Source organism: Streptomyces polyasparticus (genome assembly GCF_014493765.1).
In the GTDB taxonomy this organism is placed as follows: Bacteria; Actinomycetota; Actinomycetes; order Streptomycetales; family Streptomycetaceae; genus Streptomyces; species Streptomyces polyasparticus.
On the sequence record NZ_JACTVJ010000019.1, the window covers coordinates 127,904 to 141,971 of the forward strand.

Sequence of the window (14,068 nt, forward strand, 5' to 3'; positions counted from 1 at the left end):
TCTCACGCTCCTTCACCGGGTCCGGTCACTGTCTGCGGCTCGTACACCTGGAGGGGTACAAAGGACAGCGCGGTGCGCGGTTGAATTGTTCCGCCCTGGCCCGGCCCGCATGCTTTCGCGCGGTGCGATGCCGAATGGCGTTGGCCGTCGCAGCAGCTCACGAACACCGGCTGGTCGGTGGGCCGTTCGCCGCATCCGCGCCGGTGTGGTGCGCAGTGGTTTCGTTCGCACTCGCGGGGGAGGCGTCCTGCTCCGTCGGTTTACGCATTCGCCGTCCCAGGCGTCGACGATGAGCGTGGCCGCGGCCCTGGCCGCCGCGAACGCATGCCCCTCTACGGATACTTGCCTGGACGTCGCGGCACGACGCCTGGGCCTGGTAGGTGGCGTGATCCATGAGGTGCGACCCTTGGCAGCCGAAGGGTCAAGCGCGTCCCGCCGTCTGGCCCTGAGTCCGCAGTGACCGTGCCGCCGTGGGCGGTGACCAGCTCCTTGACCACGGCCAGACCGATGCCGCTACCGCCTCCGGCCCGAGCGCGGGTACCGCGCCACAGACGGTCGAAGACATGGGGCAGCTCTTCGGCGGGGATCCCCGGACCGCTGTCCGCCACCTCCACGAGGGCCTCGAAGGGCGTGGCGGAGGTGGTGACTGTGACGGTGTCGCCGGGACGGCAGTGGCGGGCGGCGTTGCTCAGCAGGTTGCCGAGGGCCTGGTGCAGCCGGTCGCCGTCCGCGCGGACCAGCAGAGCGGTGGGGCCGGGGGCGGAGTGCACGGTCAGTCCGGCGCTGCGCAGCTCGGCCTCGCGCTCGGCCACAGCGGCGCCGGCCAGGGCGGCCAGATCCACCTCGGCCAGATGCAGGGACAGCCGGGCCGATTCGGCCTCCGCCAGTTCCCCGAGGTCACCGACGATTCGGCTCAGCCTCAGTGCCTGGTCGTGCAGGGAGACCAGGCGCACGACCGACGCGTCGACGTAGCCGTCACGCAGCTCCTCGAGACCTGCTTGCAACGAGGCCAGCGGCGTACGGAGTTCGTGGGCGACGTCCGCGGCGAGCCGGTGGCGTGTCTGCTCGGTGTGCGCGACGTTGTCGGCCATGGCGTCGAAGGCGCGGGCGAGGTCGCCGAGTTCGCCCGGTGCGTCGATCTGGGTTCGCGCGGTACGGTCCCCCGCGGCCAGCGCGCGGGCGGTGGCGGCGACTCGGACCACCGGAAAGGTCAGCCGCCGGGTGACGAACCAGCTCACGACCAGAGCCAGCGCCACGGCTCCGGCGGCGGCCGCGGTCACCCAGCCCCAGGCGACGGACCGGCCCGTCGACCCGGAGCCGGCAGGGAAGACGACGCGTACGGAGCCAACGGTGCTGCCGTCGACCACTACGGGCGTGCTCGTGCTGGGACCCGAGCCGGCGCCCCGCCCATGCCCGGGTCCCGAGCTGGACATGCCGGGCTCCCTCTCGACCCCGGAACCTCCGAAGATCATCTTGCCGTCCGTGTCGCGCACCGTGAGCACCGCGTCGGCGGCTTCTGCGACGGAGCGCGCGGTGGACAGGTCGGCCGATGCCCAGTCGCCCGCAGTCCGGAAGGCATCAGCGGCCGCCGTGGCCACCTGGGCGGCGACGCTTTGCCGTGCCTCCTGGCGGGCGCTGCTGATCCCGCGGTCGGTCCCGACGAGCGCAGCGATGGTCAGCAGGGCCACCGATGCCAGCGCCACCACGGCGAACGCGGCGAACAGCCGACGGCCGAGCGGGCCGAGTCCGCCGGGCGGCCGAGCACCGGAGCGCGGCGTACGTGGGTCACGCGTCATGGGCCCATCCCAGCCGGTAGCCCACGCCCAGCACGGTTTCCACCAGCTCGGGACCGGCGGCCCCGAGCTTGTGCCGCAGGTTCTTCACATGCGAGTCGATCGTCCGCTCGTACCCGGCGAACTCGTAGCCGCGCACCCGGTTGACCAGCTCATAGCGCGAAAACACTCGCCCGGGCGCGGAGGCCAGGGTGGTCAGCAAACCCCATTCGGTGGGTGTCAGTTCCAGAGAGGAGCCGTCAAGAAGCGCCTCATGCCGGCCCTCATCGATCCGCAGCCGTCCTCCGCCGTACGACGCGATGGCTGCCGCTTCCGCCGCCGCCCGCCCGACCCGTTGCAGCACCGCGCCTACCCGAAGGACCACTTCGGTGGGGCTGAACGGCTTGGTCACGTAGTCGTCGGCGCCCAACCGCAGTCCGTGGATACGGTCCTCGACGGTGCTGCGCGCCGTCAGCACCACCAAGGGCGTTCGCCCGTGCTCACGGGCCGCACGCAGCACCTCGTCACCGTCTACGTCCGGCAGCCCGAGATCCAGCAGCGTCAGGTCGATCCGATGCTCACTCAGCAGCCGTAACGCCTCGGCGCCGGAGCCTGTCGTCAACACCCCGTATCCGGCGCGCTCCAGATAGCGGCGGAGCAACTCGCGGATCTCCCTCTCGTCCTCGACGACGAGCACCGTGGCGGCCATGTTCCACACATACGCGCCACGCGCACGCCTCAGGGAGGGGCCGACCAGCCCCAACCCGCTCCGACGATGTCTCCATCCGGTCTCCACAGGCACCACACGGCAACTGCAGCGCCCGCGGCGAGGGTGACGGTGTGGAGAAGGCAAGACCCCTCCCAAGAGCCGAGGAGGTTCGCCATGAAGCGCAGTATCAAGGTCGCGACAGCGGTCGCCGCGAGCGCTCTCGCCATCGGCGGCGTGCTTGCGGCGGGACCGGTGATCGCGGACCCCGACAGCGGTGGCCCGGTTGCCGCACAGACCACGTCCCAGAACATGGTGACGGACGCCCAGCACCAGGCCCGCCACCACGGCGACCCCACGACCGGCATCCGCCGGCACGACGGAATCTGCGACGGAGCCGCCCTGGCCGCGCAAGGCACCCTGACGGCTGCTCAGAAGGCCACACTGGCGGGCATGGCCGAGGAGGAGAAGCTCGCGCACGACCTCTACGCGGCCTTCGCCGAACGCTACGACGCGCGCGTCTTCGAGCGGATCGCGGTTGCCGAGACCCATCACCTGGCTGCAGTACGCACCCTGCTGGACCGGTACGGCGTCGTCGACCCGACCGTCGGCAAGCCGGCCGGTGAATTCACAGATCCCGCCGTGCAGTCCACCTACGACCGCCTTCTGAGGCAGGGTGAGGGCAGCCTGATCGGGGCACTGCAGGCGGGCCGTACAGTTGAGGCCGACGACATGGACGCACTGAACAAGGCGCGGACCGGGCTCGCCGCCCCGGACACGCGCCAGGTGTACACCACCTTGCTGGCCGGCTCCGAGCGGCATCTGACGGCATTCGAGCGATGGATGGTCAACGAGTAGGACAAGCAAGGGAGACGGTCCTGGCCTGTACGTCGCCAGGACCGTCAGGTCCTGTGGGGCCCGCACCCGTTCGGCGTGTGGCAGGTCGTCCGAGGGAGAGCACCCGCGGTACGCACGGCGCGGCACCGACGAGGCCATCGGCACAGGCCCAGCCAAGAGTACGTGGGAACGGGCACTCCTCACGGATAGTGATTGCAGGGACGGGTTGCCCCGAGGGGGACAGCTCTCCAGGTAGCCGACTTGAGGTTCTAGAAGAACCCAAGCTTCTCCGCGCTGTACGAAACCAAAAGGTTCTTCGTCTGCTGGTAATGATCCAGCATCATCTTGTGGTTCTCCCGCCCGATCCCCGACTGCTTGTAGCCGCCGAAGGCCGCATGGGCCGGATATGCGTGGAAGTTGTTCACCCACACGCGGCCGGCCTGGATCGAACGGCCCGCCCGGTAGGCCGTGTTGATGTCGCGGGTCCATACGCCCGCGCCGAGGCCGTAGAGCGTGTCGTTGGCGATCTTGATGGCGTCGTCGTAGTCGTTGAAGGACGTGACCGAGACGACCGGGCCGAAGATCTCCTCCTGGAAGATCCGCATGCGGTTGTCGCCCTCGAAGACCGTGGGCTGGACGTAGTAGCCGCCCGCCAGTTCACCGTCGTACTCGATGCGCTGGCCGCCCGTGAGGACCTTCGCGCCCTCGCGCTGGCCGATGTCGAGGTACGAGAGGATCTTCTCCAGCTGGTCGTTGGAGGCCTGTGCGCCGATCATCGTGTCCGTGTCGAGCGGGTGGCCCGTCTTGATCTGCTCGGTGCGGGCGATCGCCGCTTCGAGGAACTCGCTGTAGTGGCCGCGCTGGATCAGGGCCCGCGAGGGGCAGGTGCAGACCTCGCCCTGGTTGAGCGCGAACATCGTGAAGCCTTCGAGCGCCTTGTCGCGGAAGGCGTCGTCGCGTGACCAGACGTCGTCGAAGAAGATGTTGGGCGACTTGCCGCCGAGTTCCAGGGTCACCGGCTTGATGTTCTCGGAGGCGTACTGCATGATCAGCCGCCCTGTCGTGGTCTCGCCGGTGAAGGCGACCTTTGCGACGCGCGGGCTGGACGCAAGGGGCTTTCCGGCCTCGGCGCCGAAGCCGTTGACGATGTTCACGACGCCCGGCGGCAGCAGGTCGGAGATCAGCGAGAGCCAGTAGTGCACGGAGGCCGGGGTCTGCTCGGCCGGCTTGAGGACGACCGCGTTGCCCGCGGCGAGTGCGGGGGCGAGCTTCCAGACCGCCATCAGGATCGGGAAGTTCCAGGGGATGATCTGCGCGACTACGCCGAGCGGCTCGTGGAAGTGGTACGCGATGGTGTCGTCGTCGATCTCGCTGAGCGAGCCTTCCTGCGCGCGGATCGCGCCGGCGAAGTAGCGCAGGTGGTCGATGGCGAGCGGGATGTCGGCGGCGAGGGTTTCGCGTACCGCTTTGCCGTTCTCCCACGATTCGGCGACGGCGAGCTTCTCGAGGTTCGCCTCCGTACGGTCGGCGATCTTGTTGAGGATGTTGGCGCGTTCGGTGGTGGAGGTGCGCCCCCACGCGGCAGCGGCGGCGTGTGCGGCGTCGAGGGCCCGCTCGATGTCCTCCGCGGTGCCGCGCGCGATCTCGGTGAAGGTCTGTCCGTTGACCGGGCTGGGGTTCTCGAAGTACTGGCCGCGGGCGGGCTTCACGTACTCCCCGCCGATGAAGTGGTCATAGCGAGACTGGTAGTCGACGATCGCACCTTCGGTGCCGGGTGCGGCGTAACGGGTCATCTCGGTGGCCTCCCGGTTCCTGCCGCCCGCCGTTGGGCGGCACTGCCGGGGACGCTAGGTGCGCGGGGGTTGCAACCACGTTGCGGCCGACTGTTCCCGGTCGACGGCCCGCATTTCCGCCTGTACGTGGGCCCGCGAGGCCCGCGGGGACACCTCTGCGAGCGCCTGCCAGATGTCGAGGTCGTCGCCGCCCCACGGGCTGTGCACCCAGTCGGCGAGCAGCTGCGGATCGGCCCGGTCCACCAGCGCGGCCCGCAGCCCCATGGCGAGCCGGTCGCGGAGCCGGACGATCTCCGGCGCGCAGGAGGAGGGCAGCAGTGGTCCGTCGTACGCCCCCATCGCACCGGACACCGCACCCGCCGCGAGCCGTCGCTCCACCAGGAGGAAGTCCGCCTCTACGGGGACGGTCAGACGGTACGGCCGCGAGGCGAGCAGATCCGTCCCCAACAGGCCGCGCATGCGCGAGAGTTCGGCCCGCAGTGTGACGGGGGGCATGGACTCGTCCTCGTACAGGGCGATGAGCAGCTGATCCCCGGTGAGCCCCTCGGGGTGGCGGGCGAGCAGTGCGAGGAGTTCGCTGTGCCGGCGGCTCAGGCGCAGCTTGCGGCCCCGGGCGACGAGCAGGGCCTCGTCGCGGCCGAGCGCGTGCAGGGTGAGGGTCTCCGTGTGCTGGGGCGGGTGTTCCAGGGCGAGTTGGGCCTCGGCGGCGCGGGCCACGGCCTGGACAAAGGCCAGGCTGTGCGGATGGGCGAGTCCGTCGCCGCCGGTGATGTCCACGGCGCCGAGCAGCCGCCCGGTGTGCGGATGGTGGATCGGTGCGGCCGCGCAGGTCCAGGGCTGTACGGGCCGGCTGAAGTGCTCGGCCGCGAACACCTGTACCGGGCGGTCCACCGCCACCGCCGTACCCGGCGCGTTGGTGCCCATCGCGGACTCGGCCCAGCGGGCGCCCGGCACGAAGTTCATCCGCCCGGCCCGCCGACGTGTCACCGCGTGCCCCTCGACCCACAGGAGCCGTCCCTGTGCGTCGCACACCGCGAGCAGGTGCTCGCCGTCCTTCGCGTACGTGGAGACGAGTTCCCGTACGAGGGGCATCACGCGCGCGAGCGGATGGTCCGCGCGGTAGGCGCCCAAGTCACCGTCCGCGAGCTCCACTTGGGCTGTGCCGTCGGGGCTGACATGGGCGCGCGCGGAACGCCGCCACGAAGCCGCCACCACCGGCCGTACCGGGCGCTCGACGGTGCCCGCCGTGGTGAACACGGCGTGCGCGTGGCGCAGCGCGCGTGTTTGCTCGGCCGGGTCGGTGCCCGGCTCCAGGGCCACCCAGGGATCGCTCAACTCGGCCTCCGCGGCGAAAGATCCGGTGTCCGACCGGTGCGCTTGCGGCCATCGTCACCCCGGGCGCGAAAACCGGCAACAGCTCGCACCGCGCCAACCCGCAACAGCTCGCACCGCCCCATCCCGCAACAGGCCGTCGATCAGTAGAAGTTGACCATGCGGATGTATCGCGTCCAGTCCCACAACGGCCCGGGATCGGTGTGCGTCGCGCCCGGCACCTCGTGGTGCCCGATGATGTGCTCGCGATCGCGCGGAATGCCGTACGTCGCGCACAGGTGCGCGGTCAGCGCTGCCGAGGACTCGTACATCGCGTGCGTGAACCACTCGGGCTGATCCACCCAGCCCTCGTGCTCGATGCCGATGCTCTGCGTGTTGTACGTCCAATTGCCCGCGTGCCAGGCGATGTTGCGGTCCCGTACGCACTGCGCGACGTTGCCGTCCGAGGAGCGCACCACGTAGTGCGCGGAGACCTGCTGCGCCGGGTTCTGGAAGATGCCGAGCGTATCCGCGTACGTCTCCTGCGTGACATGGATGACGATGCGCGTGATCGGATACGTGGTGGGGCGGTTCGAAGTCGTCTGATTGGAGCTGCTCGCGGGGACCCAGTCGGCGTCCGGATAGTCGGCCGCGACGGGCGGCCGCGCGGCGGTCGTGCCGCCGACGAGCAGTGCGGTGGGGACGGCGAGTGCGGCGCCCTGAAGCAGGCGCCGTCTGCTGGGCAGAGCGCGGGCCGGTTCCATGGTGCTCCTTCCACGGTCGGTGCGGCCGCGGGGGATGCGGAGGGCCACGCGTGGTGACGACGTTACGTGCAGGGGCAGTTGGGCCGGAAGAGGGTGCGTCGCGCCGTTGACGGGCCGGGGGCGGTACCGGACTCTCATCAGGGGGAAGTGCACGTGCGGGGGATCGGGGGATCATCGTGCGACGAATGCGTACTGCTGTGCACACGGGGGCGGTGACGCTCGTGGGCGTCCTGCTCGCGGCGGGCTGCGGTTCCGGCGACGGGGACGGGGACTGGCTGCGCGATCTGCGCTCCTCCGCGTCGGCGGACGGCGGTGCAGACGGGGATGGTGACGCAAAGGAGCCGCCGCCGTCGCCGAGCACCACGCCACCGATGAGTGACGCGGCGTACGACGCGCTGCTCGCCGAGGCCATCGATCCGCTCAACGCGGCGCTCGGCCTGATCGGCAAGGCGAAGTCCGACAAAGCGGCCGACGAGGCGTTCACCGCGGCCGGCACCGCGGCGGGCGACGCGGACAGGCTGCTGCGCCAGGTCGACACGCCCGACCGGGCCGACCTGGCACACCAGGATCTGCTCACGGCGCTCGCCGGGGTCTCCGGCGACCTGGAGAACACCGAACAGGGCCGCACCGACGGCACGTTGTGCACCGGCAAGGCGGCCGTCGCCCGTTTCGGCTCGCAGAAGGCGCTCGGCACACTCGATGCCGCCGCGCAGGCGGTGAGCGCGCTCGGCTACACCGTCGACATCGCCGTACCGAAGTTCCCGAAGGAGACCACCAAGCGGCTCTCCAACGGGCGGATGGTCAAGGACGGATCCCGGGGCGGCCGTGGCGTGCTGAAGATCGACGGCGCCGACCAGGACGCCGTGGTGACCTTCGCACGCGGCGGCAAGGCCGCCTTCTCCGTGTACGTGCGCAAGAACTCCAAGACCCAGGTGCAGCGGATCTCCGACGGTACGTACACGATCTACTTCACCACGGGGGAGGACTGGAACGCCTCGGCCCGCGGCTTCAACCGGAGCTGTGCGCACGAGAAGTTCGAGAAGAAGGCGCCCTTCAAGACCACGACGACCTCGACGAGGATCACGTACACCATCTTCACGATCGGCCTGAAGACCACGATCGGCGGGAACTCACCGGTCGCTCCCGTCGCACCCGGCGACATCCCGAAGTAGGCCTGGGGGTGCGATCCTTCAGGCCTTCGGGCCGCCCCGCACCGGTTTGCCCGCGACGGTGCGCTGTTCGTTGTCGCGCAGCCGGGGTTCGTAGTGTCCGTAGAAGACCTTGGCGACGAGGTCGCGCCGGCTTCGTACGTCGGCTTTGCCGAAGATGCTCTTGAGATGCTGGCGCACCGTGTGCACGGAGATCACCAGGTCCTGGGCGACCTCCGCGGTGGAACTTCCCTGCAGGATGTGGCTGGTCACCTCCCGCTCGCGGGCGGTGAGGCTGTACGCCGACATCAGGAGCGAGTGGATACGGGCAGGACGGGCCGGCTCGATGATGATCGCGATCCGGGGCGGACCGGCCGACTGCAGGCACGCCCCGTGCAGCACCAGCCAGGTCCCGGACGATGACAGAACGCGGGCGACCGTCATCTCGCCCGGCCGCCCCGGGTGTTCGGCGGTACGCAGGACCCGGCCCGCCAGGGCCGGCACCACGGACGGCAGCCGCCCCGCGTCGAAGTCCCCGTCGGGGAGCTCCCGCATCCAGCGTTCGACGCCGGGCGTGACCGATTCGACGTCCAAGGCGGCGGTGAGGATCAGCAGGCCCGGTGCGTAGGGACCGTCCGGATCCGCGGCCTCGCCCGCCAGCAGGGCGCGGCGGGCGCTCCGCCAGATACGGGGCAAGCGCCAGCAGTAAGCGCTTCTCCGTCTCGTCGAACATCGGCTGTTCCTGCTCGCGGTACAGACCGAGCGCTCCCCAGACGTCCCCGGACTTCGAGCGCAGCCCGGCGATCAGCTCCTGGTCCCCGCCGAGGGCCATGTTGCGCCGCCAGCGAGGGCTGCGGGAGGGATCGCCTCCGGTGGCCTCGTGCAGCGTGCTGATGCCCGGGCCCGAAAGTGCCACGTCGGCAAGGTGGTTGACGTCCTCGCCGTAGTACTCCTCGGCGAGCCAGTCGGCCGGGAAGGCCGTCATGCCGGGGTGGTAGTGGCTGGTGATGAGCAAGGACGCCGGGTCGAGGGTGTACCAGCAGGGCGCCGTGTAGAACGGCACGGCGCCGGCGATAACCTCCGTCGCCTCCTGCCAGAACGTGACGAGGTCGCCCGGCTGCCGGGACATGCGCGCGATCTTCTCCAGTGCCCGCTCCCTCACACCATCGACTGTAGGACCGATCGCAGGCCGTGCGGATACCCCAAGTGAGGTATATCGGGCCGGGCGGCACGTGGTTAGCGTCCCCTGCGACATCTGGGAAGGGCGACACCTCGGAAAGGGGGAGCCATGAACGACAAGCCGGACGTCCGCGTTCTGGGCGCGCAAGAGGGCAGGGTCATTCCGAGCATCGGCCATGTGGCCAACCGGTTCCTGGTCGACGGGACGGAGACCGAGGCGCCGGACCGGGTGACCTGATCTTCAAGCCGCGTGGCCAGTGGCACACGTTCTGGAATGCCACCGATGAGCCCGCGAGCGTGCTGGAGATCATCTCTCAGGCCGTTCTGGAGAACCTGTTCAAGTCCTTCGAGCAGCTGACCGGCATGCCGACACCGCAGGAGCTCACGGAGATGGCCGGCAAGCGTCACGTCGACCTGGACTTCGACAGCACCTTCCCGCTTATCGAACGCCTGGGCCTCCCCTTCTAGAGGGACCCAGGCGTGTCGTTCCTCAGCGCTGCGCTCCCGCCACCGACGCCGGATCGTCCAGGACCGCCCGTACGACCGAATGCGCCGCGCCGAGGAGCGGGCCCTCCGAGCCGAGCCGGGACACGGTGACGGTGCCGCCCCTCGGGCGCGCGGGATCCGCCGTGCGGCGGGCCAGTTCGCGCTCCAGGGACGGAAGGAGCCAGGGGGAGAGGCGGGACAGGGCGCCGCCCAGGACCACCGTCTGCGGATCGAGGAGATTGACCGCGCCGGACAGCGCGATCCCGAGTGCCGCACCTGCTCCGCGCAGCGCCCGGCGCACCTGGGCATCGCCCTCTTCCGCGCGGGTCGCGAGCAGCCCTATGCCCCCTTCTCCGTACGGGAGTCCGGCCGCGCGGAGCACCGCCTCCTCGCCCGCGTACTGCTCCAGGCAGCCGCGTCCGCCGCACGGGCAGGCGGGTCCCTCCGGGCGCACCGGCATATGTCCCAGCTCGCCCGCGAAGCCGTGCGTACCGCGCAGGAGCCGGCCGCCGACGACGACCGCGGCACCGATGCCGATCTCCGCCGACACATGGACGAAGTCCTGCGGGGCCGGATCGCCGCCGATCCACAGCTCGGCGAGCGCGCCCAGATTGGCCTCGTTGTCCACGCTCAGCGGCAGCCCGTCGAGCAGGTAGGGGCCGAGGTCGAGTTCGCTCCAGCCCAGGTTCGGGGCGCGCACCACGGTGTGCGAATCGCGGGCCACCAGGCCGGGTACCGCCACCGCGAGCCCGGCGGGGCGCAGGCCTGCGCTGCGGCTCGCGGTGATCACCTCCCGTACGAGACGGGCGAGTTCCTTGAGTACGGGCTCCGGCGGGCGGCCGCGGTTGTCGCTCGCCAGGGAGGCGCGGGCGCGGACTTTGCCGTGCAGATCGACCGCGCACACCGCGAGATGGTCGACGCCGATCTCGGCGCCGAGGCCGACGGGCCCGCGCTCGCCCACGGTCAGGGCGCTGCCCGGTCGGCCCACGGTGCCGGGGCGTTCGGGGCCGAGCTCGACGAGCAGGTCGGCGCGGATCAGTTCGTCGACGAGGGTCGAGACAGCCGCCCGGGTCAGGCCGATCCGGGAGGCCACGGCGGCGCGGGAGAGCGGGCCGTGCGCGGTGATGGCCTGGAGGACGAGGGAGAGATTGCGCCGGCGGATGCCCTGCTGGGTGTTCGGCAGGAACGCGGGGTCGCCGAAACCGCCGTTGCCGGGGAGCTCGGTGGTCATGATGGGGCTCCTCAGGGGGTGGAGTTGCGGTCGGCGGACAGGAGGGGTGTCGCGTCGCCGAGGACGGCGGCGATGCGGTCGAGCGCTTCGTCGTCCCTGGCCGTCGGTTCGAGCACCGGCCCCTCGGCCGTGCCCCAACGCCGGGCCACTGCCGCCGGATCCTCGCCGGTCAGCAGCCCCGCGGCCTGGGCGGCCGCGCCGAGCGCGACCAGTTCGGCGGCCCGGGGGACCTGTACGGCGCGGCCGCTGAGCCTGCGTACGGTCTCCTGCCACGCGCGCCCGCGCGCCCCGCCGCCGATCAGGAGCAGGGGCTCTTCGGTGGGTGCGCCGTCCACGGCGAGCACCAGATCGAGGGCCTGCAGGAGCGCGAACACCGCCCCGTCGTAGGCGGCTTGGAGCAGCTGGCCGGGGGTGGTGTCGTGGCGCAGGCCGTGCAACAGGCCGGACGCGCCCGGCAGGTTGGGGGTCCGCTCACCGTCCAGGAACGGCAGCAGTGTCGCCGAGCCGCCCGCCTCGACGGCCTCGCGGTCGCGGCCGAGCAGCGCGGCGATCCGATCCACGGCGAGGGTGCAGTTCAGGGTGCAGGCCAGCGGCAGCCAGTCGCCGCGCGCATCCGCGAACCCCGCGACCGTGCCGGTCGGATCCGCGGGACGCTGCCGCGCCACCGCGTACACCGTGCCGGACGTGCCGAGGCTGAGCACGGGCGCGCCGGGACGCAAGCCCAGGCCGAGTGCGGCGGCCGCGTTGTCGCCGGTGCCCGGGGCCACCAACACGCCCTGCGAGAAAGGCAGTTCCGGCAGCGCGCGCACGGTGCCCGCCACCTCGCCGGGCTGTACGACCCGGGGCAGCAGTGCGGGATCGAGGCCGGCCAGCTCCAGGACCTCTTCGTCGTACGAGCCGGTCGCCGCGGACCACCAGCCGGTGCCCGAGGCGTCACCGCGGTCGGTGGTGCCCTCGCCCGTGAGCCGGCCCGTGAGGTAGTCGTGCGGCAGCCGCACCGCGGCCGTCGCCGCGGCCGCGTCCGGCTCGTGCTCCGCGAGCCAGGCCCACTTGCCCACGGTGAACGAGGCGCCCGGCACACTGCCGATCCGCTCCGCCCAGGCCTTGGGGCCGCCGAGCGCTTCGACCAACCGCTGCGCCTGAGGGGCCGAACGCACGTCGTTCCACAGCAGCGCCGGACGCACCGGGCGGCCCGCCGCATCCAGCGTCACCAGGCCGTGCTGCTGGCCGCCGACCGACACCGCGGCAGCCTCGCGCGCCGCGGGGCCGCAGGCGTCGACAGCGGCGCACAGCGCCTGCCACCACTGCTCGGGATCGCTCTCGCGGCCCGCGCCGGAGGTGACGGTGTGCGGCGCCTGGCCGCTCGCCACCACACGGCCGGTCGAGGCGTCGACGACCACGGCTTTCGTGGACTGCGTGGAACTGTCCACACCGACGACGAGCGGTCCTTCGGCTGCGGTCATGGCGTTCTCCGTTCGGCCTCGGTCCGGGCGGCGGCGTTGCTGGCCGTCCATCGTCCGCCCGACGACTGGGGGGTTTCCAGGCGCGTCCCCGGATACTAATTTGTCAATCGGCATGACGAAATAGCTCTGACAGCCACACCCGCAGGTGTGATGGACCCGAGACCAAGCGGCCCGGGCCGTCGCCGCACGAGAAGGAGCAAGGGCGATGACGTATCAGCCGGTACCCGAGGACAAGTTCAGCTTCGGTCTGTGGACCGTGGGCTGGCAGGGCAAGGACCCGTTCGGCGACCCGACCCGGGCGGCGCTCGACCCGGTCGAGACGGTGCAGCGCCTCGCCGAACTGGGCGCGTACGGCGTCTCCTTCCACGACGACGACCTGATCCCCTTCGGGTCGACGGACGCCGAACGCGAGTCGCACATCAAGCGGTTCCGGCAGGCGCTGGACGCCGCCGGCATGAAGGTGCCCGCGGCCACCACGAACCTGTTCACGCACCCGGTGTTCAAGGACGGCGCCTTCACCGCCAACGACCGCGACATCCGCCGCTATGCCATCCGCAAGGTCATCCGCAACATCGACCTCGCCGTCGAACTCGGCGCCGAGACCTATGTCGCCTGGGGCGGCCGCGAGGGCGCGGAGTCGGGCGGCGCGAAGGATGTGCGCGACGCGCTCGACCGCATGAAGGAGGCCTTCGACCTGCTCGGCGAGTACGTCACCGAGCAGGGCTACAACCTGCGCTTCGCCATCGAGCCGAAGCCCAACGAGCCGCGCGGCGACATCCTGCTGCCCACGGTGGGCCACGCCCTGGCGTTCATCGAGCGGCTCGAACGCCCCGAACTGTTCGGCGTCAACCCGGAGGTGGGCCACGAGCAGATGGCAGGCCTCAACTTCCCGCACGGCATCGCCCAGGCCCTGTGGGCCGGCAAGCTCTACCACATCGACCTCAACGGCCAGAACGGCATCAAGTACGACCAGGACCTGCGCTTCGGAGTCGGCGACGTACGTGCTGCGTTCTGGCTCGTGGACCTCCTCGAGTCGGCCGGGTACAGCGGTCCGAAGGTCTTCGACTTCAAGCCGCCGCGCACCGAGGACTTCGACGGCGTGTGGGAGTCGGCCGCGGGCTGTATGCGCAACTACCTGATCCTGCGCGAGCGTTCGGCCGCCTTCCGGGCCGACCCCGACGTGCAGCAGGCACTGCTGGACGCCCGCCTCGACCAGCTCGCCAAGCCCACCGCCGCGGACGGCCTCGCCGGGCTGCTCGCGGACAAGGGCGCGTTCGAGGAGTTCGACGTGGATGCCGCCGCCGGGCGCGGGATGGCCTTCGAGCGGCTCGACCAGCTGGCGATGGACCATCTGCTGGGGGCGCGCGGCTGATCGGGG

At 71.0% G+C, this 14,068-nt stretch carries 13 protein-coding genes; 5 read left to right on the forward strand and 8 right to left on the reverse strand.

Annotated elements, in window-relative coordinates:
* Positions 1-332: 332 nt before the first annotated feature.
* Both H9Y04_RS33460 and H9Y04_RS33465 read right to left on the reverse strand, forming a co-directional pair.
* Entirely contained in the window at positions 333-1,796 is a 1,464-nt protein-coding gene (locus H9Y04_RS33460) for a HAMP domain-containing sensor histidine kinase (protein WP_187817892.1), read from the reverse strand.
* Positions 1,786-2,481 carry a response regulator transcription factor gene (locus H9Y04_RS33465; RefSeq protein WP_187817893.1) on the reverse strand — a complete coding sequence of 232 codons (696 nt, stop codon included), beginning with the start codon at positions 2,479-2,481 and terminating at the stop codon, positions 1,786-1,788. Before H9Y04_RS33465 ends, H9Y04_RS33460 begins: the two co-directional genes overlap by 11 nt.
* A gap of 174 nt (positions 2,482-2,655) precedes the next feature.
* On the opposite strand from H9Y04_RS33465, the gene H9Y04_RS33470 reads away from it, so the two are divergent.
* On the forward strand, positions 2,656-3,336 hold the full coding sequence (locus tag H9Y04_RS33470; RefSeq protein ID WP_187817894.1) for a DUF2202 domain-containing protein: 681 nt from the start codon (positions 2,656-2,658) through the stop codon (positions 3,334-3,336).
* A 248-nt stretch (positions 3,337-3,584) separates the two neighbouring features.
* Here H9Y04_RS33470 and exaC read toward each other — a convergent pair whose 3' ends face one another.
* The 3 genes from exaC to H9Y04_RS33485 all read right to left on the reverse strand — a co-directional run bounded on the left by exaC (position 3,585) and on the right by H9Y04_RS33485 (position 7,183).
* Entirely contained in the window at positions 3,585-5,108 is a 1,524-nt protein-coding gene (gene exaC, locus H9Y04_RS33475) for an acetaldehyde dehydrogenase ExaC (RefSeq protein WP_187817895.1), read from the reverse strand.
* A 54-nt stretch (positions 5,109-5,162) separates the two neighbouring features.
* Complete coding sequence (locus H9Y04_RS33480) at positions 5,163-6,443, reverse strand: GAF domain-containing protein (RefSeq protein ID WP_187817896.1); 1,281 nt, start codon at positions 6,441-6,443, stop codon at positions 5,163-5,165.
* A 140-nt stretch (positions 6,444-6,583) separates the two neighbouring features.
* Positions 6,584-7,183, reverse strand: a complete 600-nt coding sequence (locus H9Y04_RS33485; protein ID WP_187817897.1) for an N-acetylmuramoyl-L-alanine amidase — start codon at positions 7,181-7,183, stop codon at positions 6,584-6,586.
* A gap of 185 nt (positions 7,184-7,368) precedes the next feature.
* Here H9Y04_RS33485 and H9Y04_RS33490 point away from each other — a divergent pair, with 185 nt between their 5' ends.
* Positions 7,369-8,355 (forward strand): hypothetical protein, encoded by a 987-nt coding sequence (locus H9Y04_RS33490; protein ID WP_187817898.1) that lies wholly within the window; start codon positions 7,369-7,371, stop codon positions 8,353-8,355.
* An 18-nt stretch (positions 8,356-8,373) separates the two neighbouring features.
* On the opposite strand, the gene H9Y04_RS46240 is transcribed toward H9Y04_RS33490, so the two are convergent.
* Entirely contained in the window at positions 8,374-9,027 is a 654-nt protein-coding gene (locus H9Y04_RS46240) for a helix-turn-helix transcriptional regulator (protein WP_214661881.1), read from the reverse strand.
* 592 nt (positions 9,028-9,619) lie between these two features.
* Between H9Y04_RS46240 and H9Y04_RS47570 the strand changes: the two genes are divergently transcribed.
* Together H9Y04_RS47570 and H9Y04_RS46245 are read left to right on the forward strand one after the other, a co-directional pair.
* Positions 9,620-9,748: a hypothetical protein gene (locus H9Y04_RS47570; RefSeq protein ID WP_268980527.1), complete on the forward strand. Its 129-nt coding sequence runs from the start codon at positions 9,620-9,622 to the stop codon at positions 9,746-9,748.
* A 59-nt stretch (positions 9,749-9,807) separates the two neighbouring features.
* Positions 9,808-9,978 carry a hypothetical protein gene (locus H9Y04_RS46245; protein WP_236071817.1) on the forward strand — a complete coding sequence of 57 codons (171 nt, stop codon included), beginning with the start codon at positions 9,808-9,810 and terminating at the stop codon, positions 9,976-9,978.
* 22 nt (positions 9,979-10,000) lie between these two features.
* Here the strand turns inward: H9Y04_RS46245 and H9Y04_RS33505 are convergent, their stop codons facing one another.
* Together H9Y04_RS33505 and xylB are read right to left on the reverse strand one after the other, a co-directional pair.
* Complete coding sequence (locus H9Y04_RS33505; protein WP_187817900.1) at positions 10,001-11,227, reverse strand: ROK family transcriptional regulator; 1,227 nt, start codon at positions 11,225-11,227, stop codon at positions 10,001-10,003.
* An 11-nt stretch (positions 11,228-11,238) separates the two neighbouring features.
* Positions 11,239-12,690 carry a xylulokinase gene (gene xylB, locus H9Y04_RS33510; RefSeq protein ID WP_187817901.1) on the reverse strand — a complete coding sequence of 484 codons (1,452 nt, stop codon included), beginning with the start codon at positions 12,688-12,690 and terminating at the stop codon, positions 11,239-11,241.
* 205 nt (positions 12,691-12,895) lie between these two features.
* On the opposite strand from xylB, the gene xylA reads away from it, so the two are divergent.
* Positions 12,896-14,062 carry a xylose isomerase gene (gene xylA / locus H9Y04_RS33515; protein ID WP_187817902.1) on the forward strand — a complete coding sequence of 389 codons (1,167 nt, stop codon included), beginning with the start codon at positions 12,896-12,898 and terminating at the stop codon, positions 14,060-14,062.
* Positions 14,063-14,068 lie beyond the last annotated feature (6 nt).

Excerpts from the sequence above, each read along its gene's own strand:
- H9Y04_RS33460 (WP_187817892.1), bottom strand. The coding sequence starts at position 1,796 with ATGACGCGTGACCCACGTACGCCGCGCTCCGGTGCTCGGCCGCCCGGC.
- H9Y04_RS33470 (WP_187817894.1), top strand. The coding sequence starts at position 2,656 with ATGAAGCGCAGTATCAAGGTCGCGACAGCGGTCGCCGCGAGCGCTCTC.
- xylB (WP_187817901.1), bottom strand. The coding sequence starts at position 12,690 with ATGACCGCAGCCGAAGGACCGCTCGTCGTCGGTGTGGACAGTTCCACG.
- H9Y04_RS33490 (WP_187817898.1), top strand. The coding sequence starts at position 7,369 with ATGCGTACTGCTGTGCACACGGGGGCGGTGACGCTCGTGGGCGTCCTG.
- H9Y04_RS33485 (WP_187817897.1), bottom strand. The coding sequence starts at position 7,183 with ATGGAACCGGCCCGCGCTCTGCCCAGCAGACGGCGCCTGCTTCAGGGC.
- exaC (WP_187817895.1), bottom strand. The coding sequence starts at position 5,108 with ATGACCCGTTACGCCGCACCCGGCACCGAAGGTGCGATCGTCGACTAC.
- H9Y04_RS33465 (WP_187817893.1), bottom strand. The coding sequence starts at position 2,481 with ATGGCCGCCACGGTGCTCGTCGTCGAGGACGAGAGGGAGATCCGCGAG.
- H9Y04_RS33505 (WP_187817900.1), bottom strand. The coding sequence starts at position 11,227 with ATGACCACCGAGCTCCCCGGCAACGGCGGTTTCGGCGACCCCGCGTTC.
- H9Y04_RS47570 (WP_268980527.1), top strand. The coding sequence starts at position 9,620 with ATGAACGACAAGCCGGACGTCCGCGTTCTGGGCGCGCAAGAGGGCAGG.
- xylA (WP_187817902.1), top strand. The coding sequence starts at position 12,896 with ATGACGTATCAGCCGGTACCCGAGGACAAGTTCAGCTTCGGTCTGTGG.